This is a genomic window from Photobacterium sp. SKA34 (assembly GCF_000153325.1).
GTDB lineage: Bacteria > Pseudomonadota > Gammaproteobacteria > Enterobacterales > Vibrionaceae > Photobacterium.
In genome coordinates this window covers 14,762-41,523 of the sequence record NZ_CH724146.1, presented here as the reverse complement: position 1 = coordinate 41,523, position 26,762 = coordinate 14,762, and the positions used below count along the sequence as shown (strand labels likewise).

Genomic DNA, 26,762 nt, shown 5'->3' with positions numbered 1-26,762 from the left:
TGTACCTGTTACCTAAACTTACAGCCAGGTAACCACCAAAACAGACGCGCACGGTACTCTGTTTTAGGCAAAAAAAAGCGGCTCCCAATAGGAACCGCTTCAAAATCAATTTTCCAACGCTTTTTTCTGCATTGAAATAATGTCGCTAATGCCGTCTTTCGCTAACGCCAACATTGCCAGTAATTCTTCGTGACTAAAGGCTTCACCCTCGGCTGTGCCTTGGATTTCAATCATCTTGCCTTCTTCTGTCATCACCACGTTCATGTCAGTTTCCGCTGCTGAATCTTCAAGATATTCAAGATCGCAAGTAGGTTCGCCTTTATAGATACCAACAGATACCGCAGCCACCATACTTTTCAGTGGGCTTTTCTTAATCATGCCATTTTCTAGCATATAATTAATTGCATCAACCAGTGCCACCATCGCACCTGTAATAGACGCGGTACGTGTACCACCATCAGCCTGAATAACATCACAGTCAACGGTGATCATCTGCTCGCCTAATATTTTTAAATCAACCGCAGCACGCAAGCTACGCGCAATAAGACGTTGGATTTCCATCGTACGTCCACCTTGCTTACCACTCGCAGCTTCTCGACGATTACGAGTATGCGTTGCACGAGGCAGCATGCCATATTCAGCCGTCACCCAACCTTGGCCTTTACCTTTTAACCAGCGCGGAACATTTTCTTCTACACTCGCGGTACAAATAACCTTGGTATTACCAAACTCAACCAGAACTGAACCTTCAGCATGGGCTGTATATTGGCGAGTAATAGTGATTGGACGAACTTGAGTCGCACTTCTTCCGCTTGGACGCATCGGGATTTCCCTTTGGCTGGATGATATTAACCGGCGATTATAGCGATAACTCAATCTCAGTGCACGAGAAAACGATAACGTAAGCTGACAAACAGTAGCCCCTTGAGGTCAATATCGCATATAATCTCAACACCCGGTAACGACGCACCTTGTTATGAATAATTAAGACTTATCGTGGGTAACGGTAAGTTAGTCGTCGCACCATTCTCAACTAAAAGGCCACAAGCCATGATCCATAGTATGACTGCTTATGCTCGTCGCGAAATTAAAGGCGATTGGGGCACTGCTGTGTGGGAGATCCGCTCAGTAAATCAACGTTATCTTGAAACCTACATTCGTATGCCTGAGCAATTTCGTAGCTTAGAGCCTGTATTACGTGAGCGTTTCCGTAAACGTCTTGCTCGCGGTAAAGTGGAATGTAATCTACGTTTTGAAGCCAATATTGCCGCAAACACAGAGCTAACCATCAATGAAGCGTTAGCAAAGCAAGTTATTACCGCAGCTAAATGGGTAAAAGAAACCGCCGGTGAAGGTAATATCGGTCCATTCCAAGTCCTTAATTGGCCGGGTGTGATGGAAGCACCAGAGCAAGATTTAGATACGATTAACAAAGATCTACTGACGGGTTTTGAACTAGCTATGGATGACTTCGTTGCCGCACGTGCAAGCGAAGGCGACAACATGAAGCAACTTATCGACCAACGTCTGAATGCTATTTCGATTGAAGCGACCAAAGTACGCACTATGATGCCAGAAATCATTAACTGGCAGCGTGAGCGCATTATGTCTCGTCTTGAAGAAGCAAAAGTTGATCTTGATGCTAACCGCATTGAACAAGAGCTGATCATGCTAGCGCAAAAGAGTGATGTCGCAGAAGAGCTTGATCGCCTTGATTCTCACGTGAAAGAAACCCAAAAAATCATCGCGAAAGGTGGCGCATGTGGTCGTCGTTTAGACTTCATGATGCAAGAGTTCAACCGTGAGTCTAACACCCTCGCATCAAAATCAATCAACACTGAAGTGACCGCCTCTGCAGTTGAACTTAAAGTTCTGATTGAGCAAATGCGCGAACAGATTCAGAATATCGAATAACTCGATAATCGCTCAATCAAGGAAGCTATGGTTTCCTTGATTGTCATTGATTCACTGCTGCAATTATGAAAAACGCCTTAAAGCCAGCTAGGCTTAAGCTATATCACACAAAAAGATGAATTTTCCAGCAATCAGCTAATTTCAATTATGCGCAGATCATGGTAATCTTCGCGCCCTTCTATCACTGAGTGAAAATAGGCAATGAGCAAAGGTACTCTATACATCGTGTCGGCCCCAAGCGGTGCTGGTAAATCAAGTTTGATTAATGCCCTTCTTGAAACAAACCCGACCTATGACATGAAAGTATCCGTGTCCCACACAACTCGTGGCATGCGCCCGGGTGAAAAACACGGTGTTCATTACAATTTCGTTAGCGTAGAAGAATTTACTGACTTGGTAGAACAAGGTGCATTCCTTGAACATGCAGAAGTATTCGGCAACTACTACGGCACTTCACGCCTATGGATCGAAGAGCAATTAAATAAAGGGATTGATATATTCCTGGATATCGACTGGCAAGGTGCGCGTCAAATTCGCACACAAATGCCTGCGGCTAAGAGCTTATTCATCCTTCCTCCTTCAAAAGAGGAATTAGAGCGTCGTCTAAATGCGCGCGGTCAAGATAGCGAAACTGTTATTGAACGTCGTATGCAAGAAGCTCGTTCAGAGATCTCACACTACGATGAGTATGATTATGTTATCGTAAATGATGATTTTGATGTTGCTTTAATCGACTTTAAAGCAATTATTCGTGCTGAACGATTGAAGCAAGACAAACAAGCTGCTAAATATAAGAGCATGTTGTCTGCACTACTAGCAGATCAGTAAGTTATTTTGTACAATTTTCTATTCCTAATTTAATAACCACTGGAGTCCTCCATGGCACGCGTAACCGTTCAAGACGCTGTTGATAAAATTGGCAACCGTTTCGATCTGATCCAAATTGCTGCTCGCCGCGCACGTCAAATGCAAACCGGCGGTAAGGATCCATTGGTTCTGAAGAAAACGACAAGTACACAGTAATTGCGCTTCGTGAAATCGAAGAAGCCTAATTACTAAAGATATCCTTGATGCTCGTGAGCGTCAGGAACTGCAAGAGCAAGAAGCTGCTGAATTAGCAGCAGTTAGTGCTATTGCTGGCGACCACCGTTAATCAGGGAACCGGGCGAATTGTATCTTTTTGATAGCCTGAAAGAAGTCGCAATCGAGTACCTGCCAGAGCCTCAACTAGAGGCTCTTCGGCAGGCTTTTCTCGTTGCTCGCGACGCACACGAAGGGCAAACTCGCTCCACTGGCGAGCCTTATATTATCCATCCCGTTGCGGTTGCTCGCATATTAGCGGAAATGCGTCTCGATATTGAAACGCTCATGGCAGCATTGCTTCATGACGTAATCGAAGATACCGAGGTCACTAAAGAAGATCTCGCCAGCCGTTTTGGCGACACTGTCGCGGAATTGGTCGATGGCGTATCGAAACTGGATAAATTAAAGTTTCGTGACCGAAAAGAAGCACAAGCTGAAAACTTCCGCAAAATGATCATGGCAATGGCTCATGATATTCGCGTAATTTTGATTAAGCTGGCTGACCGTACCCACAATATGCGAACACTCGGCGCACTTCGCCCCGATAAACGTCGTCGTATTGCCCGCGAAACCCTTGAAATATTCTCTCCTCTTGCCCACCGTCTGGGTATCCATAACATCAAATCTGAACTTGAAGAGCTTGGCTTTGAAGCGTTATACCCAAATCGCTACCGTGTATTAAAACAAGTTGTGGCTGCGGCGCGTGGTAACCGTAAAGAGATGATCAATAAAATTCACGCTGAAATTGAGGGTCGCCTCAGTGATGCGGGAATTCACGCAACCGTATTAGGTCGTGAGAAAAACTTGTTATCCATCTATAACAAGATGAAGAACAAAGAGCAGCGTTTCCACTCTATCATGGATATCTATGCTTTCCGTGTACTTGTGAGTGATTTAGATACCTGCTACCGCGTATTAGGACAAGTACATAACCTGTACAAACCGCGTCCTAGCCGCATGAAAGACTACATAGCGATCCCGAAAGCCAATGGCTATCAATCGCTGCATACCTCGCTTGTTGGCCCACATGGTGTTCCTGTTGAAGTACAAATTCGTACCGAAGACATGGACCAAATGGCAGACAAAGGCGTCGCTGCACACTGGACCTACAAAGATGGCGAAAGCTCAGGTACCACCGCGCAAGTGAAAGCCCAGCGTTGGATGCAAAGCTTACTTGAACTTCAACAAAGTGCAGGTAGCTCATTTGAATTCATTGAAAATGTAAAATCGGATCTTTTCCCTGACGAGATTTACGTTTTCACCCCGAAAGGCCGTATTGTTGAATTGCCTGTTGGCGCAACTGCGGTAGATTTCGCTTACGCAGTGCATACTGATGTGGGTAATGCATGTGTTGGCTCTCGTGTTGATCGCCAACCTTATCCACTTAGCAAACCACTTAAAAACGGTCAGACAGTTGATATTATCAGTGCTCCTGGCGCTAGACCTAACGCTGCATGGCTTAACTACGTGGTGACATCTCGTGCCCGTACTAAGATCCGCCAAGTACTGAAAACCATGCGCCGTGATGAATCGATTACTTTAGGTCGTCGCTTGCTAAATCATGCACTTGGTGGCACCAATATTGATAATATTGCTAGCGAAAATATCACCAAAGTATTGTCTGATTTCAAACTCAGCTCAATGGATGATCTTCTCGCTGAAATTGGCTTAGGTGAAGTGATGAGTGTTGTAATTGCTCGTCGTTTGTTAGGCAATGTCGATGAACTCACGCCAAAAGAAAATGATCGTCGCTTACCTATCCAAGGGGCTGATGGCATTTTATTAACCTTTGCTAACTGCTGTCATCCGATTCATGGCGATCCGATCATTGCCCATGTTAGCCCTGGGAAAGGTTTAGTGATCCACCGTGAAGAATGTGCCAATGTCCGTAGTCATCGTAAAGAGCCGGATAAGTACATGGCGGTAGAATGGAGTGAAGACTTCGATCAGGAGTTTGTTACCAGCTTGAAAGTTGATATGCAAAACCACCAAGGTGCATTAGCCGATCTCACCAACACTATTGCTGCGACAGGCTCGAATATTCAAGGCTTAGCAACGGAAGAAAAAGATGGCCGTTTATACACCATCACCGTTAAGTTAACCACACGTAGCCGTATTCATTTAGCCAACATTATGCGTCGAATTCGTATCATGCCCAATGTAGTACGTGTTGCGCGCCAGAAAAACTAAGCGTTAAGATACGCACATTTTTCATCATAAAAACGCCCTTTATTGGGCGTTTTGTGTATTTGGCAATAAAGCATTATTATCATTAACCTATCTCATTTTTTCATTAGGTAACATGCATGACCCCAGATCGTTTTCAACGTATCCACCAAGTATTGGCAACGCGTCAGCCCGATCTGACGGTATGTATGGAAGAAGTCCATAAACCTAACAATGTCTCAGCAATAATCCGCACTGCTGATGCTGTCGGTGTACATAAAGTCCATGCCGTTTGGCCCAAAGAAAACATGAAAGTATTAAGCCATACTTCGGCAGGTGCGCGTAATTGGGTTGAATTAGATACCCATGATTCTATGGTTGAAGCCGTACAAACATTAAAAGATCAAGGCATGCAAGTACTGGCTACCAACCTGTCTGATACTGCGATTGATTTTCGTGACGTCGATTACACCAAGCCAACAGCGGTTATTTTAGGCGGAGAGAAAAACGGGATCACTGCTGAAGCGCTGGCAATGGCGGATCAGGATATCATTATTCCAATGGTCGGCATGGTGCAGTCATTAAACGTATCAGTAGCAAGCGCGTTGATTTTGTACGAAGCACAGCGCCAACGCCAAAATGCAGGTATGTATGAGCGTGAAAAAACCTTACTACCAGACGATGTGGTTAACCGTATTTTGTTTGAACGAGGTCATCCAGTTCTTGCTAAAGTCGCGCAACAAAAAGGCTTACCTTACCCACAACTCGATGAACAAGGTCAGATTGTCGCTGATGAAGTGTGGTGGGCAGCCATGCAAGCGAAGAAAGTGAAAAAACGCCAACCCGTAATGGAGAATAACGAGTAATGAGCGGACAACTCCTCAATACCATTTCGCTAGCTGAACTCTCTGGCGTTGGAGCAAAAATGGCAGAGAAACTGGAAAAGATTGGGCTCCATAATGTCCAAGATTTACTGTTTCATTTGCCACTTCGCTATGAGGATCGCACTCGTATTTGGCCTATCAATCGAGCCATGCCTGGACAACACTTGACTGTTCAAGGTGAAGTCCACCATACCAGCATTACTTTCGGTAAACGTAAAATGCTGGCCGTAAAAATTGGAGACGGTACAGGCTCTGTCACGCTGCGCTTTTTTAATTTCAATGCGGCAATGAAAAATAGCTTTGCTGAAGGTAAACAAGTTAAAGCTTACGGCGAAATCAAAGGCAGTAAATTCGGTCTTGAGATCATTCATCCGGATTACCGTATTTTCTCAGAGCCGACCGAACTGAGCGTTGAAGAAACCTTAACACCTGTATACCCAACCACTGATGGCTTACGTCAACTAACCCTGCGTAACTTAACCGACCAAGCGCTCAATTTGCTCGATAAGGCAGCGGTGACAGAACTACTGCCTGAAGGTTTATACGACCGTCAAATGACGCTTGCGCAGGCATTACGTGCAATGCACCGTCCAACACCTGATATCTCATTAGATCAATTAGAAGCAGGTAAGCATCCTGCTCAACACCGATTAATTTTAGAAGAATTATTAGCGCAAAATTTATCGATGCTGGCATTACGTAGTAAGGGACAACAACATAGTGCTTGGCCACTTGCAGCGAAAGATTCATTAAAGCAGCAACTGCTAAATAGTCTACCGTTCTCGCCAACAGGAGCTCAGCAACGTGTTGTCGCTGACATTGAAGCTGATCTTATTAAACCGCAACCTATGATGCGTTTAGTTCAAGGTGATGTTGGCTCAGGTAAAACCTTAGTTGCCGCTCTTGCCGCCCTACGCGCCATCGAACATGGTTTTCAAGTCGCATTAATGGCACCAACTGAATTACTGGCAGAGCAGCATGCCATCAACTTTGCCAACTGGTTTAATCCTATGGGTATTCAGGTTGGCTGGATGGCAGGTAAGCTGAAAGGCAAAGCGCGCGAAACTGAACTTGCCCGTATTGCTAGCGGTGAAGTGAAGATGGTGGTCGGCACTCATGCCTTATTCCAAGACCACGTTAAATTTGAAAATTTAGCGCTAGTCATCATCGATGAACAACACCGATTTGGTGTCCATCAGCGTTTAGAGCTACGAGAAAAAGGAGCCAATGAGGGTCGCTACCCACACCAGTTAGTCATGACGGCAACCCCCATTCCACGTACCCTTGCCATGACAGCTTATGCCGATATGGATACCTCGGTCATTGATGAACTACCACCCGGCCGAACACCGATCCAAACCGTTGCCTTACCCGATGCCCGTCGTCCTGAAATTATCGAGCGTATTCTATCGGCTTGCGTTAATGAAGGGCGCCAAGCCTATTGGGTATGTACCTTGATTGATGAATCTGAAGTATTAGAAGCCCAAGCCGCCTCAGATACTGCCGATGAACTGACAGGTTTACTACCTGATTTAAAAATTGGTTTAGTACACGGGCGAATGAAAGCTGCAGAAAAACAAGCGGTGATGGCAAGCTTTAAAGCAGGCGAGCTAAATTTGTTAGTTGCCACAACCGTGATTGAAGTCGGGGTAGATGTACCCAATGCCAGTTTAATGGTAATTGAAAACCCTGAACGGCTAGGCTTAGCGCAGCTCCACCAGCTACGTGGCCGTGTCGGTCGAGGAAAAGTTGCGAGTCACTGTGTATTACTTTATCACGCACCACTGTCTAAAACTGCACAAAAGCGTTTAGGGGTCTTACGTGAGAGCAGTGATGGTTTCGTGATCGCCCAACGAGATTTAGAAATTCGTGGTCCAGGTGAATTATTAGGTACGAAACAAACCGGTATTGCTGAATTTAAAGTCGCCGATCTTATCCGTGACCAATACATGATCCCTCAAGTGCAGAAGCTGGCTCGCTATATTCATGACAGTTACCCCGATAACGCCAAAGCAATCATTGATCGTTGGCTAGGACAGCGAGAAAACTACTCAAACGCTTAATTTTTATCAAAGGCCTATAGCGATTGTAGGCCTTGATCTTTATTTCTCTTTTATTTTATATAGCCCCATTTTACTAAAATCAATACTATCAAATAACAGGACGCAAACGTTTGCTATTTAGTAAAACTTCTCTACAATACCCTTCGACTTCTTAACTGCTCAACTATTGTGGTCTTTGACGTTCTGAGTAACAGCAATCACAGAAACACACGCCTTAGACACTTTGTTGCCCATTCAGCGTAACAAAAGCAATACGAGCCAAAACAATCAGGAATCTGGCAATGTCGAGCCAACCAAAACGTAATAGCGATCTAGTTTATGGGTTAAATGATCGCCCGCCTTTTGCCCAAAGTCTTTTCGCAGCAACCCAACACTTATTAGCTATGTTTGTTGCAGTGATCACCCCTTCACTGATTATTTGCCAGTCATTAGGGCTCCCCACCAGCGATACTAACACCATAGTAAGCATGTCACTCTTAGCCTCAGGGATTGCATCCTTTATTCAAATTCGTACCTTTGGCCCCGTTGGCTCTGGATTATTATCGATCCAAGGCACGAGCTTTAATTTCCTTGGTCCTATCATTGGTGCGGGTCTGGCACTTAAAGCTGGCGGCGCAGATATTCCAACCATGATGGCTGCTATCTTTGGCACAACTCTTTTAGCGTCTTTTACCGAAGTATTTATTTCACGTATCTTGCAGTACGCACAGCGCATCATTACCCCACTGGTATCTGGCATAGTGGTCACACTGATCGGTTTAACCCTTATTCAAATCGGTTTAACGTCAATTGGTGGTGGTTATACTGCAATAGAAAATGGTACTTTCGGTAGTCTTGATAACCTATTACTAGCTGGTACCGTTCTTGGTTTTATCGTGTTATTAAATCGCGTAAAAAACCCGTACCTACGCGTATCTTCTATTGTTATTTCGATGACGGCTGGCACCTTATTAGCCTGGTGGTTAGGCATGATTAATACCAATATTGCTATCTCAAATAGCTTAATTGCGATCCCAACCCCATTTCAGTACGGGCTAAGTATTGATTGGGGTTTGCTGATCCCTTTAGTGATTGTCTTTGCTGTGACCTCACTTGAAGCTATTGGTGATATCACTGCCACTTCCGAAACATCTGAACAACCAGTAAAAGGTCCCATCTACCTAAAGCGTATCAAAGGTGGCGTATTGGCTGATGGGCTTAACTCAGCAATGGCTGCTGTGCTTAACAGCTTCCCTAACTCTACCTTTAGCCAAAACAACGGCATCATCCAACTAACTGGTGTTGCAAGCCGTTATATTGGTTATTTCGTTGCTGGAATGTTGGTGTTACTCGGCTTATTTCCTAGTGTGGCAAGCCTTGTACAATTGATCCCAGAGCCCATATTAGGTGGAGCTACTATCGTGATGTTCGGTACGATTGCCGCATCAGGTATTCGGATAATTTCTCGCTGCGAGCTTGATCGACGCGCAATTTTAATTATGGCACTGTCTTTTTCGATGGGCTTAGGTATTTCACAAAAGCCTGAGATTTTGCAATTCTTACCTGACATTGTGAAAAGTATTCTCTCATCAGGAATGGCTGCCGGTGGTATTACTGCTATCTTGCTTAACATAATCTTACCTGAAGAAAAAACAGTTAATAACGCGGTAGTAAATGACCCTAGTGACGCAGTGACTGCAAAATAAAACCACATAATAACAAAAGCCCACAGCAAGCAACTCACTGTGGGCTTTTTCTATTTTATGTTGTGCGAGGCTTACAGCTTTAGCTTATGTAACGGTAACGTCACTTCAACACGTAAACCACCTTCGCTGCGGTTACGTACTAAAATAACACCATCATGCTGATCAACAATACGCTTCACAATCGCAAGTCCTAGTCCTGTCCCTTCAGCTTCACTACCACGAGCAGCATCACCTCGCGTTAGGGGTTGGAACATCTTAGTGACCTGATCAGGCGCAATACCTGGGCCATCATCTTCAACGCAGAACCATACAGATTTACGATAAGCAGAAGCACCACTCGATATCTTCACCCAACCTTTACCGTAACGTTGTGCATTCACGACAAGATTAGCTACTGCACGTTTAAGCGCAACCGCATTAGCAGAAACCGTTCCAGGGATCTCACCGAGTTGCTGATCAATAGTTTTACCGTAACTGCCTTCAGTATGCGCAACATCAATCAACAAGGTATTCAGGTCGATCTCTTCTTCTTCCTGCTTCTTGGTCGATTTTAGATAATCCATAAACTGACTAATAATCGCGTTACACTCTTCGGTATCAGTGATCATCGATTCCGCTAAATAACTGTCTTCAGGTGACATCATTTCTGTTGCAAGACGAATACGGGTCAATGGTGTACGTAAGTCATGGCTAACACCTGCCATTAACAGCGCACGATCTTCTTCGAGCTGTTTAATACCTTGTGACATCTGATTAAAGGCTTTGGTTACTGAACGAATTTCAGAAGCGCCTTGCTCAGGGAGTTGTGGCGGCGTTTCACCGCGGCCCACCATAAGTGCAGCCTGTTCCAACTCCATTAATGGACGATTTTGGATCCGAATGAATAACCAGCCGCCAGCAATCACAAGAAAGGCAATGATCAGGCTATAACGAAATAGCGGCGCAAAGTCTTCTTCTTGAAGTTCTGATAACGGTACTCGCATTAAGAAATTCGGCATCGCATCGGTTTTTAGCCACAGTACATAACTGTCAGCACCTAGCAATAAACGAACATCGGTTGGTGAACCAAGATCTTTGGTCATCTGCTCACTGAGATAACCGATATGCATAGCATCATGGAAAGGTTTGGCCGCTTCACTATCAGGTGCGACTAAGGTTAGACCTAACTCTTCTAATAGTTTACGACGAAGAGGACGGTCAAGATGTACACATTGATCATCCGGCATTGCCAATTCATCGTTAAGCATCAATTTTACTTCATAAGATAAGATGCGGTTGAATTGCTGAATGCTGGGTAATAAGGCGTAATTAACAATGGTCAGATACGAAAAAATCTGGCTTGCGATAAGCAAGCCAGCTAATAGGATTAACGTTCGACCAAATGTGCTTTTTGGTGATAAACGCATGGCTTACGCCTCGCGGCCATCAGGAACGAAGACGTAACCTAAACCCCACACCGTTTGGATATAACGTGGACGGCTTGGATCTTCTTCAACCATACGGCGTAAACGTGAGATTTGTACGTCGATAGAACGTTCCATTGCTGAATATTCACGACCACGCGCCATATTCATTAACTTATCGCGTGACATTGGCTCACGAGCATTAGTAACCAATGCTTTTAATACCGCAAACTCACCAGAAGTTAATGGCATAGGAACATCACCACGGAACATTTCACGCGTGCCTAAGTTTAAACGGAATTCGCCAAATTCAATCATCTTGCTATCAACACTCGGGGCGCCCGGTGCTTCAATGGTTTGACGACGTAGTACCGCACGAATACGCGCTAACAGCTCTCGAGGGTTAAACGGTTTAGGCAGATAATCATCAGCGCCCACTTCAAGACCCACAATGCGATCAACCTCATCACCTTTTGCTGTTAGCATCAAAATAGGTAACATGTTATTAGCATTACGTAAGCGACGACAAATTGATAAGCCATCTTCACCTGGTAGCATTAAATCTAACACCATTAGATGAAACGTTTCACGGGCTAATAGACGATCCATCTGTTCGCCATTTGCCACACTTCGAACCTGAAATCCTTGCTCAAATAAATAACGTTCTAATAGCGCGCGCAAGCGCATGTCATCATCAACAACCAGAATTTTGTAATTTTCTTGCATAATCCACCTTCAGCGGTCGAGGTCTTGAGCTTTTGCCGTAGTGTACGTCAGCTCACTAAACAGACTCAGAATTTCCTGCGTTTTTTTCAGGCAAATATGTAACAGAGTATGTATATGCGTTTTATGCGCCAGATAAGCGTCTGAGTCAATTAAGTAATTATAAAATAGCTAAAATGAAGTGAAAACTAGGGTTGCAGTCTACTTTACCTTAGAAAAATGACACCGCTCCCCTGTCATATCTCATCTTTATTTCTACATAATTTGAAACTTACCGCGACAATTTATTATTGCGCTTATTGACCCATCCGTCTAAGCGTTAGATCATCGCCCTATTCCTCGTTCACGTCATGTTATAAGGATAGCTATGAGAACCAACCTAGTGACGCGTGAAGGTTACAATAAATTAAAAAAAGAACTTGATTTCTTATGGCGTGAAGACCGCCCTGAAGTGACCAAGAAAGTCACTTGGGCTGCCAGTTTGGGTGATAGATCGGAAAATGCCGACTACCAATACAATAAAAAACGCTTGCGTGAAATTGACCGTCGAGTACGCTTTTTGCGTAAACGTCTTGATGTATTAAAAGTGATTGATTACTCGCCGCAACAAGACGGCAAAATCTTCTTTGGTGCTTGGGTAGAAATAGAAAATGAGGCGGGAGAAACAAAGACCTTTCGTATCGTTGGCCCTGATGAGATTTATGGCAGAAACGACTATATCTCGATTGATTCACCCATGGCGCGAGCGTTACTCAGCAAAGAGGTCGATGATGATATTGTCGTTACCACACCGCTTGGCAAGAAAGAATGGTTTATCAATGAAATCCGCTACGACACCGACATTGAATAATTAAATCATCACTGCTGCATACGATAGAAGCCGTTCGTTATGTACACGGCTTCTTTTCCGAACTTTTTTCTGCTCACTGACACACACTTAACATCGGTAAACTTGCTACCCTCATCGGGAGACGTAGAATGTAAGCTTAACGATAAACAAGAGATACCTACGGATGAGCAACTCTATTAATCAGCTGATTGCCAGCGAACTGAATGTTCGAAATGAACAAATCAATGCAGCAGTCACACTGCTCGATGATGGTAACACCGTGCCTTTTATTGCCCGTTACCGTAAAGAAGTCACTGGCGGCTTGGATGATACCCAACTTCGTAATTTAGAATCACGTTTAGGTTACTTACGTGAGCTCGATGATCGTCGTCAGGTCATTTTAAAATCGATTACCGAGCAAGGTAAATTGACCCCTGCGCTAGAGGCTGAAATTAAGACGGCAGACAGTAAAACCCGTCTTGAAGATCTTTACTTGCCTTACAAGCCTAAGCGCCGCACCAAAGGTCAAATTGCCATTGAAGCCGGTATTGAGCCTTTAGCCGATCTGCTTTGGAGCCAACCTGACAACTCCCCAGATCAAGTAGCTGAACAATTTTTGAATCTAGAGCAAGGCTTTGCTGATACCAAAGCGGTGCTGGATGGCGCTCGCGCAATCTTAATGGAACGCTTTGCTGAAGATGCAACCTTGCTTGATAAAATCCGTCGCCAGCTAAAAGGTCAAGCAGAGCTGACTTCTCGCCTTGTCGATGGTAAAGAGCACGATGGTGCAAAATTTAAAGATTACTTTGAATATAACGAGCCATTAAAAACCATTCCATCTCACCGCGCACTCGCGCTATTTCGTGGTCGTAATGAAGGCTTCCTGCAATTAGCATTGAATGCAGATCCCAACCAAGACGAAAGCGTGCGAGGCTCTTACTGTGAAGTGATTATTGCCGAACACTACGGTGTAAAACTGGGTACAGCTGCAGCCGATCTATGGCGCAAACAAGTAATAAGTTGGGCATGGCGCATTAAGATTTTAATGCACATGGAAACCGAACTGATGAGCGCACTACGTGAAAAAGCCGAAGATGGCGCGATGCAAGTATTCGCCGACAACCTCAAAGATCTATTGATGGCTGCCCCTGCTGGCCCTCGCGTAACATTAGCGCTTGATCCTGGTTTACGTACAGGCAGTAAGATTGCAGTGGTTGATGAAACCGGTAAGTTGCTCGATACTGCCACCATCTACCCGCACCAACCCCACAACAAGATTGCCGAATCAAGCAAAGTCGTTTTAGCCTTAATCAACAAGCATAACGTTAACTTAATTGCGATTGGTAATGGTACTGCTTCACGTGAAACAGACGCGTTTGTCGCCAAGCTACTTAAAGATAATAACCTAAAAGTACAGAGCGTAATGGTGAGCGAAGCCGGTGCATCAGTGTATTCAGCATCAGAGCTTGCCGCTAATGAATTCCCAAACCTAGATGTTTCAATCCGTGGCGCGGTATCTATCGGTCGTCGTCTACAAGATCCATTGGCAGAGTTAGTGAAAATTGATCCGAAATCTATCGGTGTCGGTCAATACCAGCACGATGTTAGCCAAAGTATGCTAGCTAAACGCCTCGATGCTGTCGTAGAAGACTGTGTGAACGCCGTGGGGGTGGATGTTAATACCGCATCTGCTGCATTACTGACGCGCGTGGCAGGTTTGAACACAACCATCGCACAAAACATCGTGAACTACCGTGATGAAAATGGTCGCTTTAATGCGCGTACGGCACTAAAAAAAGTCGGACGTTTAGGACCAAAAGCGTTTGAGCAGTGTGCTGGATTTTTACGTATCATGAATGGTAAAAACCCACTTGATAGCTCTGCGGTTCACCCTGAATCTTATGCGGTAGTAAAAGCTATTTCTGCTGCGAACGATAAACCCGTAGATGCGATAATCGGTAATACTGATTTCCTACGTAACTTAAAAGCGGCTGACTACACCGATACTGATTTCGGCTTGCCTACGGTAACCGACATCATTAGCGAGCTGGATAAACCCGGTCGAGATCCTCGTCCTGAGTTTAAAACAGCTACCTTCGCTGAAGGTGTTAATGAAGTAAAAGATCTCATCCCTGGAATGGTACTAGAAGGCGTGATCACTAACGTGACTAACTTCGGTGCTTTTGTTGATGTCGGCGTACACCAAGATGGCTTAGTCCACATTTCAGCTTTATCAGATAAGTTTATCTCTGATCCACGTGAAGTGGTAAAAGCCGGTGATGTCGTTAAAGTGAAGGTGATGGAAGTGGATTTACCGCGTAAACGTATTGGTATGTCGATGCGTTTATCTGATGAGCCAGGTCAAGAAAAACCAGCACGTCAGCCTCGTGATAATGCCCCACGCCCTGCTCGCCAATCACAACCAACACGTCAACGTGATAACGGTAATGCCGGAATGGGTGGTGCGTTTGCAGCAGCCTTTGCGAATGCGAAGAAAAAATAAGCTAACGCCTTATTACGTTAAACAAAAAAGCCAGACGGGATGTCTGGCTTTATTTTATCAAGTAAAAATCAAATCACTTGCAGATATTCTGTTGGTGGATTTGGCAAACTGGCTTGTGCATACTTAAATGCTACCACCCCTTTAGTCCGCTCGTTTTGATTAATTTTATCTAATTGCTCAAGTAATTCTCGCGGCAATTTAATGTGCATGCTGTATCCCAGCACACTGTCTTTATCAAGATAATTACTCACGGATAACAGATCAACAATACGGGCAATATCATCTTGATAGCCTCTTAAAATTTCATCATCTTGCTTATCGTAATCTGGATGTTCACTCGGATCCCAACTTGGCTTTTTTAGCTGCTTCTCTTCACTCGTGATTGGCTTTTCATCTGCCGCCGCACTACTTGCAGTTAACGGGACAATTTTTTCTCGCACCCGGTTATCCCGCGCAACTTGATCGGTTGGCGGATTGACCGTTGTAGCTAATGGCATACCACCAGCTTGTAGAGGAGAAATATTCATACCGAAAGTAAATTCACCATGTTCAAATTAAACAAACCCAAGTGGTTACTATTTAATCATAACGTAATCTTCAAGATACAACAGCATCTTCAGAAATAAACTGCCGTACAACATCGATAAATTCATCAGGATGTGAAATAAACGGAGCATGGGATGCCGACTGAAAAACATAACTCAATGACTGTGGGCAGAGCTTCGCAATCGCAGTTTCTGTTTTAACTGGCACCAAGCCATCTAAGCGACCATACATTCGCAGCCAAGGTTGAGTGAGTAATGACAGTTCTGTCCGTTGATCGACGGTTTCAAGTAACGTTAAACCCAGTGTCAAAGCTGAAGGTTGTGGCGTAGGTCGCTCAAGTACAGCTTGCTTTAAATTCTTAATATCCTGTCGTGCCGTTGGGCTGCCCATCGCTTGTAACGCTAAGAATCGCTCGACCGTTAGGCTAAAATCAGAGGCTAGCTGTGATTGGAAATTCTTGAGTACATCAGGTTTGATCCCTCGCCATCCCTCTCGCGCCATAAAACTTGGCGAACTGGCTACAGTCATTAATTGTGTTACACGTTCAGGCGCAAGCAATGCCGCTTGCGTTGCCACTAGCCCCCCCAGAGACCACCCTAACCACGCTGCTTTCTGAGGGGCTCGCGCTAATACCGCTTGCGTGATCTCGACCAATGATTCCGCAGTCACATCACCGCTATAACCATAACCCGGTAAATCACACCAATGCACGGTAAAATGCTCTGCGAGGACTGGGATCACATCTTGCCATACCGCACCATTCATTCCCCAGCCATGAATGAGAACCAGATCCGAGCCTTGACCTTTATTGTGCCAATCAAGCATTACCGCCATTACACTTCCTTATTCGGTTTTTTGAGGTTTTGTTTATGATGCCAAAAAACACAACGGCTTGGCTATCTCACACCTGCCGTAAACTATTATTTCGCCACTGTAGCTTATGTCAGTTGCCACTCGAACCCAATGATGATTATTGGTGCCATTATTGTCTTTCTCAATTTCCATCCCCGCCTTACTGTCAACGTTGTGGTACCAGTACTTTAAACGCTGAACAATATTGTGGTCAGTGTCTGACCACTCCTCCACCTTGGCAGCGGCTCTATCGTTTAGGTGAATACCAACCGCCTCTTCCGCAATTAGTTAGCCAATTTAAATTTGGGAAAAAGTTTTGGCTTGCAAAGCCATTAGCTAAGCAATTAGCAAAACAAATTACCGACCCCGCCCCTTTATTACTTCCAGTACCCTTGCATCGCTGGCGTTATTGGCAACGTGGATTTAACCAAAGTCATTACTTAGCGCTAGCCTTAGCTCGTGAACTTAATACCCAAGTTGATCACAATGTATTGGTGAGAACTCGACATACTCAAGCACAAAAATCCCTCACAAAAAAACAACGTAAAACTAATTTAGCCAATGCTTTTACTATTAAAGACTGTGCTCTTCCGCAGCATGTGGCTTTGGTTGATGATATCGTTACAACAGGAACAACCGTGGCATTATTAACCAAAAAACTCCACCTGCATGGTGTGAAGCGCGTTGATATAATTACAATTTGTCATACAGAAAAATCCGTATAGTCATCACTTATAACAAAAGAGTCGCGCATTATGATGTAAAACGTGGTGAAATTAAAAATGCTAAGATTAGGGATGATAGAACGTCTCTCTAAGAGTAGAATAGAGAAAACTCACTAAATAGGTCAGGTATTACGTCGTGTCAATGATCACTATTACTGAAAGCGCTCAGCAGCACTTCGGCAAGCTTCTTGCCCAGCAGCCTGAGGGTACTAATATCCGTGTTTTTGTTGTTAACCCAGGCACTCAAAGTGCAGAGTGTGGTGTATCCTACTGCCCACCTGAAGCGGTTGAAGCAAGCGACACCGAAATCAAACTAGAGCTATTTTCTGCTTTTCTTGATGAGCTAAGCCTGCCATTTTTAGAAGATGCTGAAATTGATTTTGTTACTGACAAAATGGGCTCACAACTTACGCTTAAAGCACCGAATGCAAAAGTGCGTAAAGTGTCTGATGATGCAACATTAATGGAGCGTGTTGATTACGTTATCCAAACCCAAGTTAACCCACAGCTTGCGGGTCATGGTGGTCACGTTTCTTTATCAGAAATCACTGAAGATGGCGTTGCTATCTTACAATTCGGTGGTGGCTGTAATGGTTGTTCAATGGTTGATGTCACGCTAAAAGAAGGCATCGAAAAAGAACTACTCGCACAATTTGAAGGTGAGCTGACTGGCGTTCGTGATATTACCGATCACGCACGTGGTGAGCATTCATACTACTAGTTTAGTGTGAACCGAAAATCAAAAAGCCGCATATAACATGCGGCTTTTTCGTTTTGAAATAAAGATGCTCGTTATAATACGGTGAGAGTGACTTTCTTTCGTCCCCAGCGCTTCGCGGCACGAATGTCTTGCCCCATGTAAATATCAATCTTATTACGCCAACGGTAGTGCATTTTATCTAACACAACATATTCACCGGGCAAACCTGATATTTTCACCTTTACACCTCGTTCTAATCCTTTTTCCAACAAATCCCGCGAAACGGCAATTGCTTTCATCCCTGGTTTTAACCTATCTCCCCATGCAGCAATGCTAGGACTTGAGTTTGTCTGCGCCCTAACAGAATTATACGCTGTCGCTGTCACATGCATTGTTTTAGGCTTAACAGCAAAGCTATTTACGCTAAACAGTAATGCAATAGTCAGTAAGAAATAAGCAAGAATATTCTTTTTCATATCCAACACCTGGCTTAAAAGTGCTCGCATTTTAACCAAAATAACATCACGTTTAATAGCTTTTTTTGCTCAAAATTAATACAAAATGTGTATTTTACGTCTAACTTACTGTTTTAATTCTGAGGTAAGAAAAGATCTTTTTTCCACTGATAACCAAAAATAACCGCTAATGTCACACCGCGCAGTGCCATAAAACCTAACATTGCCGCCCATAATGCATGGTTACCATAGCTATCCATTAACCACCAAATGGCAAAAAAGCCACAGGTTGCAACAAACATACTATTACGCATTACTCGCCCTTGCGTTGCACCAACAAAGACACCATCCAGTAAAAAACACCACATAGCCACTAATGGTACTGCGGCAAGCCAAGGCAAATAAATATCAGCCTCAGCTTGAACCGCTGGAAGATCAGAGATCAAACTTACAATACGCTCACCACCTAAAGAAAATGCCAATGTAAGAGCGATAGATATTAAAAAACTCCAAAATGTAGTGTTAACTAAATAACGCCCTAACTGATCGCGATTGTTCGCACCAACGGCTTTTCCGACTAATGCTTCCATCGCATAGGCAAAACCGTCCATGGCATAAGACACCAACATTAAAAAGCTCATTAGCACGGCGTTTGCCGCAACTACGTTATCGCCTAATGTTGCCCCTTGAAAAGTCATAAACGTAAACGTCGCTTGCAAACACAAGCTCCGTAAAAAGATATCTCGGTTTAATTTAAGTAGTCGCCCCATACCATGTCGCGCAGCCATAATTTTCTCTTTTAACGGCGGCAGACCTAGCGCTAACCATTGACGAGAAACAAACCATAAGCCTAATAACATACCGCTATAATCAGCTAATACCGACGCAGAAGCAGCACCTTGAACTTTCCAGCCAAAGCCTAAAACAAACAGAACATCCAAAAGAATATTGACGAGATTAGTGACAATCAAAAGCCACATTGGCAACTTGGCATTTTGAGCCCCAAGTAACCAGCCCATGATCACAAAGTTTGCTAAAGCGGCAGGCGCCCCCCAAATACGGATTGAAAAGTATTGCTCTGCGTAAACTTTCACTTCATTGCTAGCATCACTGAAATGAAAAATTGCGCTGCTTACTGGTTGATGTAAGGCAATAAGAATAAACGCGAGTAACCATGCCAACGCGATACCTTGAACAAAAATAGCCGCTTGCCCATGTTTATCTTCTCGGCCAAAAGCTTGTGCCGTAATACCTGTGGTTGCCATACGTAAGAAACCCAACAACCAAAATGTAACGTTGACCATGGTACCGCCAACCGCGACACCACCGAGATACCACGACTGGTCAAGGTGTCCGATCACAGCAGCATCCACCAGCCCAAGTAACGGTACTGTAATGTTTGAAAGTACCATTGGCAGGGCTAATGCAAACACCTGATAATGTAATGATTTGTCTTTTAATGCTGCTAGCATGTACTACCTCTGCCGCGATAATTTTTGTTATATAGCAGAGCAGTTTAACCAGTTGATTATGGAGACAAAAGTCTTATTAATTAAAGCGTATAAGATCTGTTGATCAAACGAGAGACTAACCATACCAAGGTAATAGCCAATGATCGGCAAGAAGTACTACAAATAAAGCCAATAAATGCCAGATAGAATATTTAAATGTCGCCCATGCATGACCTTCATTATCAAAAAACTTCAACTTCAGCGCATAGCCTAAAAAGCCCACATTCAATGCGCTACTCCCGATTAAATAGACCCAGCCACTCATATTGGTTAGCCAAGGTAATAACCCGACGGCAAACAGAATCACGGTATAAAGCAATACCATGGTCTTAGTATATTCAATCCCATGTGTAACAGGCAGCATTGGGATCCCAGCTTTGGCATAATCATCACGGCGATGGATCGCTAATGCCCAAAAATGTGGTGGAGTCCATGCAAATACCAGCATGACTAATAACAACGCATGCGGATCAATCTGACCGGTTACTGCCGTCCACCCCAATAACGGTGGCGCCGCTCCTGCAAGTCCACCAATCACAATATTTTGTGGTGTCGCATGTTTTAGCCATACGGTATAAATCAACGCATAACCGACTAAACTTGCCATCGTTAGCCAGGCCGTTAAGGCGTTAAGTATCATCAATAATCCAAACCCAACCAACATTAACGTCATTGCAAAAACAACGGCTTTCCACGTTTCTATTCGCCCTTTCGCAAGCGGTCTATGGTACGTTCGCGCCATTTTGGCATCAAAGCGTCGATCTAATACATGATTAAAAGCCGCAGCCGCAGCTGATTGGAAACCAATCCCAGTTAAACCTAATATCACGGCATCTGCTGGTGGAATACCTTGTACGGCCAAACACATACCCACTAATGCGGTCAGTAATAACATGGCGACGACTTTTGGTTTCGTCATCGTAAGGTAATCACGCCAAACCGCTATCTGTGGCGTACGAACTCGATTGGAATGAATCAGTTGTGATTTATCCATGAGTCGCGCCCTCCGATGCAAAATACTTTACTGCTAATGGGGAACGGCAATCGCACATCAAATGATAGCAGGTGGTAACAACGGTAAGTAGTAAGATTAAGCCAACCACATTGTGTGCAACGGCAATCAGTAACGGCAAGTTAGCAAGAACATTGGTAATGCCTAATATTATTTGTACCGCTAACACCGCCACCATCACGATGCTATAACGACGTAAGGGCGGTTTACACCACAACAAACCAGCCAACACCAAAACCAAAACCGTTGTGATAATTGCACCAATACGATGAGTAACATGAATAGACACCCTTTGGGCGTGATCTAAAACACCATATTCATAGCTACTGTGTTGAGGTTGAATCAATTCAAACGCGCGAGGATCAAACATTTCCTGCCAATCCCCTTCGCATATCGGTAATTGTGTGCATACAACTGAAGCATAATTAGCCGCTGTCCAGCCACCTAATGCAATTTGACTTATCACAACGATTAAAGCTGCAATTGCTGTGCTTTTGAGTACAGTTAAATATCGATGTGATAATGATAAATGGGATTTAAAACCATCTTGATAGAAAAGTGGTTTAGGTTGGATCCGCAAACTTAGTAGCCACAATAACGATACGATAGTAAAACCGCCTAACAAATGCGCCATCACCACAACAGGCATAAGGTGCATGGTGACCGTCCACATTCCGAGTAACGCTTGAAAAGAAACCACCCCCAATAACAAACTGGGTAACAATTTAGGGCGTCCACTTCGGCTCCATGCCATTACAGCAATCATTAACACCAAAAGACCTAGCGAGCCTGCAATGTAGCGATGTACCATTTCATTCCATGCTTTTACCGGTTCAACGGGCGAATCAGGGTAAATCACTTGTGCTATTTGTAATTGTGATTCCGTTTGCGGTACTGACATGAACCCATAACAGCCAGGCCAATCGGGACATCCTAACCCCGCATCCGTTAAACGTGTATAGGCACCTAGCCCAACAACAATCAAAGAGAGAAAAAAGGCACCAGTGACTAAAAAGTAGAACGGTTTATCTTTTTGCGTTTTATGCATAATCAACCCCACTATTTATGATTTTTAGCCAACTTTCGATGTATTTAGCCAATCTTTGATACTTTTAACAGCCTTTTTAAATCACGTAAGATGTCTTTGCCTTGCGCTAAAATAGCCTGAGGCTCAGCCTCTAACGGATAGGCCATCATCACATTGCCATGAGGATCGACTAGATATACTGCATTGAGTCCATATTCAGAGGGCGCAAATTGCTCATATTCTGCAATGTTACTGCGATAGCGTTGCAGATTTTCAGCATCAACGGGAACGACTGCTGTTGGTTCTTCAGGTGCGAGAAGCACAACACCATTCACCCGATCTTGATAAGCCCCAACAGCAAGAGGCATTTGCTTTAAGTGAAATAATGCACCTTCACAACGGCTATCACATTGTTGAGGTAGCCAGTAAATGAGTTGCCACTTTCCTGTCGCAAGCCAATTTACCGTCAACGGTGGTGTTAATAATTGACCTTTATTGGTGACACCGCCGCTATACCACTGCTGTGTTAACATCAATTTCGCTAGGACAATAGGCAGTAAAAACATCACGCCTAATAACATTAAAACCTGATATTTTTTCATTCACTACTCCCTCTTAATAGCCACCACCCAGCCATCCCTAATACCGCAAAGGCTAAAACAAACCACTGCGTGGCGTAGCCATAATGCTTATCCGCTTTCATCACGACAGGGGTCCAATTTTGTTTTAGCGCGAGAGGATTAGTGACTGCAATTTGAACCACCCATTGCGGTAGAGCGCGATTTAATTGTTGTGATAGCCATGCCGGTTCAATATTTTGTACCCGTAAAGGCCAACTTACGGCAGATGATTCAGGTTTAAGTTGTAATAATGAGGTGGTCGGTGCAATCAGACCAGTAATAACTTTTTCGCCACTAAATTGCGGTAAGACGGGATATAGCTCACGATAAGGAGGCGCGGTAATCCAGCCAAGATTGACCAATATCCATTGACCTTGGCTAAGGAAAGGGAGATAAAAATGGTAGCCTGCTTGACCATTATTTAGTTGGTTATCAAGTAAGATCGGATGCTGATTATCAAACACACCAGTAAGCGCCACATTATGCCAAACAGGCGTACTGGGTAATTGAGTAATATCAGAGATAGGCTCGGTCTGAATCGTTTCTTCTATTTGCTGCTGTAATTTAAGTTTTTCAGCTGCTCGGCTTAATTGCCAAAAGCCTAATCGCCCTAACATGCACACCACGATGAAGGTAAAAATAACAAAAGCTACTTTTCGCATTGATGTTTCCTCCATCCCTATTGGTTGAAAACAGCTATCCTTAAATAAGCGCTTAATGTGTTCTCACCCCAACTCAATCAGAGGCTTTTAATGTTGATAAAAATACTGCTTCTCGGCTTATTACTGGTGATCATCGTCAATCTTTTTAAAGCACTCCCAATCATGTTAAAAGGTCAATCGTCACGCCCAATGTCGTATTACTTAGGCTGGCGTATTGGCTTATCTGTCGTTGTTTTTGGCCTGATTGTGATTGCTTTATTAACAGGGGTTATCACCCCCAACCCTCGTCCGTATTAACCTTGTATGTTCAAAATAAACACTAGAGAATATAAACAAACAAAAACAAACCTAACCACACCACATCAACAAAATGCCAGTACCAAGCGCCTGCTTGAAATGCAAAATGATGCTCAGGCGTAAAGTGCCCTTTTAAAATTCGACACCACACAATAAATAAGATAATCGCTCCAAGCGTGACATGAACGCCATGAAACCCAGTTAACATAAAAAAGGTATTACCATAAATCCCTGCATCTAATCGTAGATTCATATCCTCATAGGCATGGACATATTCGACCCCTTGTAAGTACACAAACACCGCGCCTAGCAATACCGTCAGTAATAGTAATAACTTCAATCGAGGGCGATTATTTTGCTCTAATGCAGTGTGAGCAAAATGTAATGTAACCGATGATGTCAGCAATAAAATAGTGTTATAAAGCGGCAAGCCTATTGGTCCCATTGCTTGTGTTTCTGTGCCATCTGGCGTTTTTTCTAATGGCCACATCGCTACAAAATCTGGCCACAACACGGCATTAGTCATGGCATTATTGCTTGCACCACCGAGCCATGGCACCGCAATCATTCGGGCATAAAATAGCGCGCCAAAAAAAGCGGCAAAGAACATCACTTCCGAGAAAATAAACCAGCTCATTCCTTGACGAAAAGAGCGATCCATCTGCACACTATAAAGCCCTGCCATAGATTCTCGGATCACATCACGGAACCAACCCACTAGCATCAACAAAATGAGCCCAACACCTACCAGTAAGATCCAAGGACCTTGACCGCCAAACAGATCTCCGACAGTCGCGCCAGCACCTAGGGCTATAAGAAATAAGGCGATTGCCCCCACAATAGGCCATGCACTTTCATCGGGGACATAATATTTCGTTGTTGGCGGTAAGTTATCGGTTTCACTATAGAGCTTTGACATTATCCACCTCACTGTGTTGCTCAACCGTTGGATTATCTGTGGCAACGTTGAATAGGGTGTAAGCTAAAGTCAGCGTTTCTATCTCTTTCGGCAAGTCAGGGTCGATATAAAACACCAACGGCAATTCTGCGTTTTCACCACCCCCTAAAGGCTGATGGTTAAAACAAAAACATTCGATTTTATTGAAGTACTTCGCCGCCACGCCCGGTGTTACCGAAGGCACAGCTTGTCCGATAGTGGCGACTTTATTTAAGTTTTTCGCATCGTATTTGATGATTTTCGTTTCACCAGGGTGCACCTTGATTTGCTTTACCCGCGGCGTAAATTGCCACCTCACGCCAGGATTAATATAGGCGACAAATTCAACCGTCACTTCTCGGCTAGTATCAATACGCTCACTGGTTTCTGTTGGCGTTGATGCGGTTTTTCCGTTAATCCCTGTAATGTCACAGAACACGTCATAAAGGGGGACCAACGCAAAAGCAAAACCAAACATCCCAACCGCTGCTGCAATTAACCCCCACAATGATCGCTGTTTTTTCGGCTCATCCATCACGCCTCCTAAGGATCAATTTTCGGCGGTGTTGAAAAGGTGTGATATGGCGCAGGTGATGCGACTGTCCACTCCAATCCTTCGGCACCTTCCCATGGTTTGGCTGCTGCTTTCTCTCCCCCTCGAATACATTTCACTAAGACCGCAATAAATATCAATTGAGAGAACCCAAATAGGAAACCACCAATACTGACCACTGCATTTATATCTGCAAATTGCAGAGCATAGTCAGGAATACGACGTGGCATACCCGCCAATCCTAAAAAGTGCATGGGGAAAAATAAGATGTTGACCGAGATTAGCGAGCACCAAAAATGCCATTGCGCCAAACGCTCATCAAACATGTGCCCCGTCCACTTTGGTAACCAATAATAGGCTGCAGCCATGATCGAAAAGATTGCGCCAGTGACTAACACATAATGGAAATGGGCAACGACAAAATAGGTATCATGATATTGAAAATCAGCAGGCGTAATAGCGAGCATCAATCCAGAAAAGCCGCCAATGGTAAACAGCACAATAAACGCAATAGCAAACAACATTGGCACTTCAAAAGTTAATGAGCCTCGCCACATCGTTGCAACCCAGTTAAAGACTTTCACCCCCGTAGGTACTGAAATCAACATGGTGCAATACATGAAAAACAGTTCTGCCGCGACAGGCATTCCCGTAGTGAACATATGGTGTGCCCAGACCACAAAGCTTAACCCAGCAATGGATGCCGTGGCGTATACCATAGAGCTATAACCAAAGAGTTTCTTGCGCGAAAAAGCAGGGATAATGGCAGAAATAATACCAAAACTCGGTAAAATCATAATATAAACTTCAGGGTGACCAAAGAACCAGAAAATATGCTGGAACATCACAGGATCGCCACCACCCGCCGCATCAAAAAAGCTCGTACCAAAATATTTATCGGTTAATACCATGGTCACAGCGCCTGCTAAAACAGGCATGACCGCGATAAGTAAAAATGCGGTGATCAACCATGTCCAAACAAAGAGGGGCATTTTCATATACGTCATCCCTGGCGCGCGCATGTTCACGATGGTCACGACAACATTAATCGCTCCCATGATCGAGCTTATTCCCATGATGTGAATGGCAAATACAAACAATCCCGTACTCGGTGGGCTATATGTTGTTGAAAGTGGCGCATAGAATGTCCAACCAAAATTAGGCCCGCCTCCTTCCATAAAAAGAGAAGCTAACAACAAGCTAAATGCAAAAGGAAGAATCCAGAAACTCCAGTTATTCATCCTTGGTAAAGCCATATCTGGCGCCCCAATCATCATTGGGATCATCCAGTTAGCCAGTCCGGTGAAAGCGGGCATCACGGCGCCAAACACCATAATTAAGCCATGAACGGTGGTCATCTGATTAAAAAAGTTGGGCTCAACTAACTGTAAACCCGGTTGAAATAATTCAGCCCGAATAACCATCGCCATTGCACCGCCAACAAAAAACATGGTTAAACTAAACAGCAAATATAGGGTGCCGATATCTTTATGATTGGTAGTAAACAACCAACGTTTTAGCCCTCTCGCTGGGTGCGCATGATGGTCGTGTTCTGTGTCAGTACAGCCAGCAGTATCAATTTCAGCTTGTTGGCGCATTGTATCCGTCATGC

25 protein-coding genes and 1 pseudogene are annotated in these 26,762 nt (G+C 44.1%); 12 read left to right on the top strand and 14 right to left on the bottom strand.

Annotated features, from left to right (window positions below; all coding sequences use genetic code 11):
- Positions 1-105: 105 nt before the first annotated feature.
- Positions 106-822 carry a ribonuclease PH gene (gene rph / locus SKA34_RS21015; protein WP_006647612.1) on the bottom strand — a complete coding sequence of 239 codons (717 nt, stop codon included), beginning with the start codon at positions 820-822 and terminating at the stop codon, positions 106-108.
- 228 nt (positions 823-1,050) lie between these two features.
- Here rph and SKA34_RS21010 point away from each other — a divergent pair, with 228 nt between their 5' ends.
- From SKA34_RS21010 to SKA34_RS20980, 7 genes and pseudogenes are all read left to right on the top strand, one after another.
- On the top strand, positions 1,051-1,914 hold the full coding sequence (locus SKA34_RS21010; RefSeq protein WP_006647613.1) for a YicC/YloC family endoribonuclease: 864 nt from the start codon (positions 1,051-1,053) through the stop codon (positions 1,912-1,914).
- A 201-nt stretch (positions 1,915-2,115) separates the two neighbouring features.
- On the top strand, positions 2,116-2,742 hold the full coding sequence (gmk, locus tag SKA34_RS21005; protein ID WP_006647614.1) for a guanylate kinase: 627 nt from the start codon (positions 2,116-2,118) through the stop codon (positions 2,740-2,742).
- 51 nt (positions 2,743-2,793) lie between these two features.
- Positions 2,794-3,067 (top strand): annotated as a pseudogene (gene rpoZ, locus SKA34_RS21000) (DNA-directed RNA polymerase subunit omega).
- A gap of 17 nt (positions 3,068-3,084) precedes the next feature.
- Positions 3,085-5,187 carry a bifunctional GTP diphosphokinase/guanosine-3',5'-bis pyrophosphate 3'-pyrophosphohydrolase gene (gene spoT, locus SKA34_RS20995; protein ID WP_006647616.1) on the top strand — a complete coding sequence of 701 codons (2,103 nt, stop codon included), beginning with the start codon at positions 3,085-3,087 and terminating at the stop codon, positions 5,185-5,187.
- 116 nt (positions 5,188-5,303) lie between these two features.
- The gene (gene trmH / locus SKA34_RS20990) at positions 5,304-6,029 is read left to right on the top strand and encodes a tRNA (guanosine(18)-2'-O)-methyltransferase TrmH (protein ID WP_006647617.1); all 726 of its coding nucleotides are present in this window, start codon (positions 5,304-5,306) and stop codon (positions 6,027-6,029) included.
- Positions 6,029-8,110: an ATP-dependent DNA helicase RecG gene (gene recG / locus SKA34_RS20985; protein WP_006647618.1), complete on the top strand. Its 2,082-nt coding sequence runs from the start codon at positions 6,029-6,031 to the stop codon at positions 8,108-8,110. The genes trmH and recG overlap by 1 nt, the downstream gene beginning before the upstream one ends.
- 281 nt (positions 8,111-8,391) lie before the next feature.
- A complete protein-coding gene (locus SKA34_RS20980) occupies positions 8,392-9,795 on the top strand; it encodes a uracil-xanthine permease family protein (RefSeq protein WP_006647619.1) in 1,404 nt (467 codons plus the stop codon).
- A gap of 71 nt (positions 9,796-9,866) precedes the next feature.
- On the opposite strand, the gene envZ is transcribed toward SKA34_RS20980, so the two are convergent.
- Together envZ and ompR are read right to left on the bottom strand one after the other, a co-directional pair.
- Positions 9,867-11,201 carry a two-component system sensor histidine kinase EnvZ gene (gene envZ / locus SKA34_RS20975; protein WP_006647620.1) on the bottom strand — a complete coding sequence of 445 codons (1,335 nt, stop codon included), beginning with the start codon at positions 11,199-11,201 and terminating at the stop codon, positions 9,867-9,869.
- Positions 11,202-11,204: 3 nt separating this feature from the next.
- On the bottom strand, positions 11,205-11,924 hold the full coding sequence (gene ompR / locus SKA34_RS20970; protein WP_006647621.1) for a two-component system response regulator OmpR: 720 nt from the start codon (positions 11,922-11,924) through the stop codon (positions 11,205-11,207).
- A gap of 364 nt (positions 11,925-12,288) precedes the next feature.
- Between ompR and greB the strand changes: the two genes are divergently transcribed.
- Entirely contained in the window at positions 12,289-12,771 is a 483-nt protein-coding gene (gene greB / locus SKA34_RS20965; RefSeq protein WP_006647622.1) for a transcription elongation factor GreB, read from the top strand.
- Between the two features lie 163 nt (positions 12,772-12,934).
- The gene (locus tag SKA34_RS20960; RefSeq protein WP_006647623.1) at positions 12,935-15,253 is read left to right on the top strand and encodes a Tex family protein; all 2,319 of its coding nucleotides are present in this window, start codon (positions 12,935-12,937) and stop codon (positions 15,251-15,253) included.
- Positions 15,254-15,321: 68 nt separating this feature from the next.
- Here SKA34_RS20960 and SKA34_RS20955 read toward each other — a convergent pair whose 3' ends face one another.
- Together SKA34_RS20955 and bioH are read right to left on the bottom strand one after the other, a co-directional pair.
- Positions 15,322-15,780 (bottom strand): hypothetical protein, encoded by a 459-nt coding sequence (locus SKA34_RS20955; protein WP_006647624.1) that lies wholly within the window; start codon positions 15,778-15,780, stop codon positions 15,322-15,324.
- Positions 15,781-15,850: 70 nt separating this feature from the next.
- Positions 15,851-16,633, bottom strand: a complete 783-nt coding sequence (gene bioH, locus SKA34_RS20950) for a pimeloyl-ACP methyl ester esterase BioH (protein ID WP_006647625.1) — start codon at positions 16,631-16,633, stop codon at positions 15,851-15,853.
- A 35-nt stretch (positions 16,634-16,668) separates the two neighbouring features.
- Between bioH and SKA34_RS20945 the strand changes: the two genes are divergently transcribed.
- On the top strand, positions 16,669-17,376 hold the full coding sequence (locus SKA34_RS20945) for a ComF family protein (RefSeq protein WP_006647626.1): 708 nt from the start codon (positions 16,669-16,671) through the stop codon (positions 17,374-17,376).
- A 142-nt stretch (positions 17,377-17,518) separates the two neighbouring features.
- Positions 17,519-18,097 carry a Fe-S biogenesis protein NfuA gene (gene nfuA, locus SKA34_RS20940; RefSeq protein ID WP_039861053.1) on the top strand — a complete coding sequence of 193 codons (579 nt, stop codon included), beginning with the start codon at positions 17,519-17,521 and terminating at the stop codon, positions 18,095-18,097.
- 71 nt (positions 18,098-18,168) lie between these two features.
- Here the strand turns inward: nfuA and SKA34_RS20935 are convergent, their stop codons facing one another.
- The 6 genes from SKA34_RS20935 to SKA34_RS20910 form a co-directional block, all read right to left on the bottom strand.
- The gene (locus SKA34_RS20935; protein WP_006647628.1) at positions 18,169-18,552 is read right to left on the bottom strand and encodes a 3D domain-containing protein; all 384 of its coding nucleotides are present in this window, start codon (positions 18,550-18,552) and stop codon (positions 18,169-18,171) included.
- Between the two features lie 113 nt (positions 18,553-18,665).
- Entirely contained in the window at positions 18,666-20,003 is a 1,338-nt protein-coding gene (gene dinF, locus SKA34_RS20930) for an MATE family efflux transporter DinF (RefSeq protein ID WP_006647629.1), read from the bottom strand.
- Positions 20,004-20,118: 115 nt separating this feature from the next.
- Complete coding sequence (cyoE, locus tag SKA34_RS20925; RefSeq protein WP_006647630.1) at positions 20,119-21,036, bottom strand: heme o synthase; 918 nt, start codon at positions 21,034-21,036, stop codon at positions 20,119-20,121.
- Positions 21,029-22,102, bottom strand: a complete 1,074-nt coding sequence (locus SKA34_RS20920; RefSeq protein WP_006647631.1) for a heme A synthase — start codon at positions 22,100-22,102, stop codon at positions 21,029-21,031. The genes cyoE and SKA34_RS20920 overlap by 8 nt, the downstream gene beginning before the upstream one ends.
- A 44-nt stretch (positions 22,103-22,146) precedes the next feature.
- A complete protein-coding gene (locus tag SKA34_RS20915; RefSeq protein WP_006647632.1) occupies positions 22,147-22,683 on the bottom strand; it encodes a hypothetical protein in 537 nt (178 codons plus the stop codon).
- Positions 22,680-23,363 carry an SURF1 family protein gene (locus SKA34_RS20910; protein WP_006647633.1) on the bottom strand — a complete coding sequence of 228 codons (684 nt, stop codon included), beginning with the start codon at positions 23,361-23,363 and terminating at the stop codon, positions 22,680-22,682. Before SKA34_RS20910 ends, SKA34_RS20915 begins: the two co-directional genes overlap by 4 nt.
- 90 nt (positions 23,364-23,453) lie before the next feature.
- On the opposite strand from SKA34_RS20910, the gene SKA34_RS20905 reads away from it, so the two are divergent.
- Positions 23,454-23,660: a DUF2909 domain-containing protein gene (locus SKA34_RS20905; protein WP_005371988.1), complete on the top strand. Its 207-nt coding sequence runs from the start codon at positions 23,454-23,456 to the stop codon at positions 23,658-23,660.
- A gap of 22 nt (positions 23,661-23,682) precedes the next feature.
- Here SKA34_RS20905 and SKA34_RS20900 read toward each other — a convergent pair whose 3' ends face one another.
- The 3 genes from SKA34_RS20900 to ctaD are packed head-to-tail and all read right to left on the bottom strand — an operon-like array spanning position 23,683 to position 26,760.
- Positions 23,683-24,579 carry a cytochrome c oxidase subunit 3 gene (locus tag SKA34_RS20900; protein WP_006647634.1) on the bottom strand — a complete coding sequence of 299 codons (897 nt, stop codon included), beginning with the start codon at positions 24,577-24,579 and terminating at the stop codon, positions 23,683-23,685.
- A complete protein-coding gene (locus SKA34_RS20895) occupies positions 24,563-25,132 on the bottom strand; it encodes a cytochrome c oxidase assembly protein (RefSeq protein ID WP_006647635.1) in 570 nt (189 codons plus the stop codon). Before SKA34_RS20895 ends, SKA34_RS20900 begins: the two co-directional genes overlap by 17 nt.
- A gap of 8 nt (positions 25,133-25,140) precedes the next feature.
- The gene (gene ctaD, locus SKA34_RS20890; protein WP_006647636.1) at positions 25,141-26,760 is read right to left on the bottom strand and encodes a cytochrome c oxidase subunit I; all 1,620 of its coding nucleotides are present in this window, start codon (positions 26,758-26,760) and stop codon (positions 25,141-25,143) included.
- Positions 26,761-26,762: the final 2 nt, after the last annotated feature.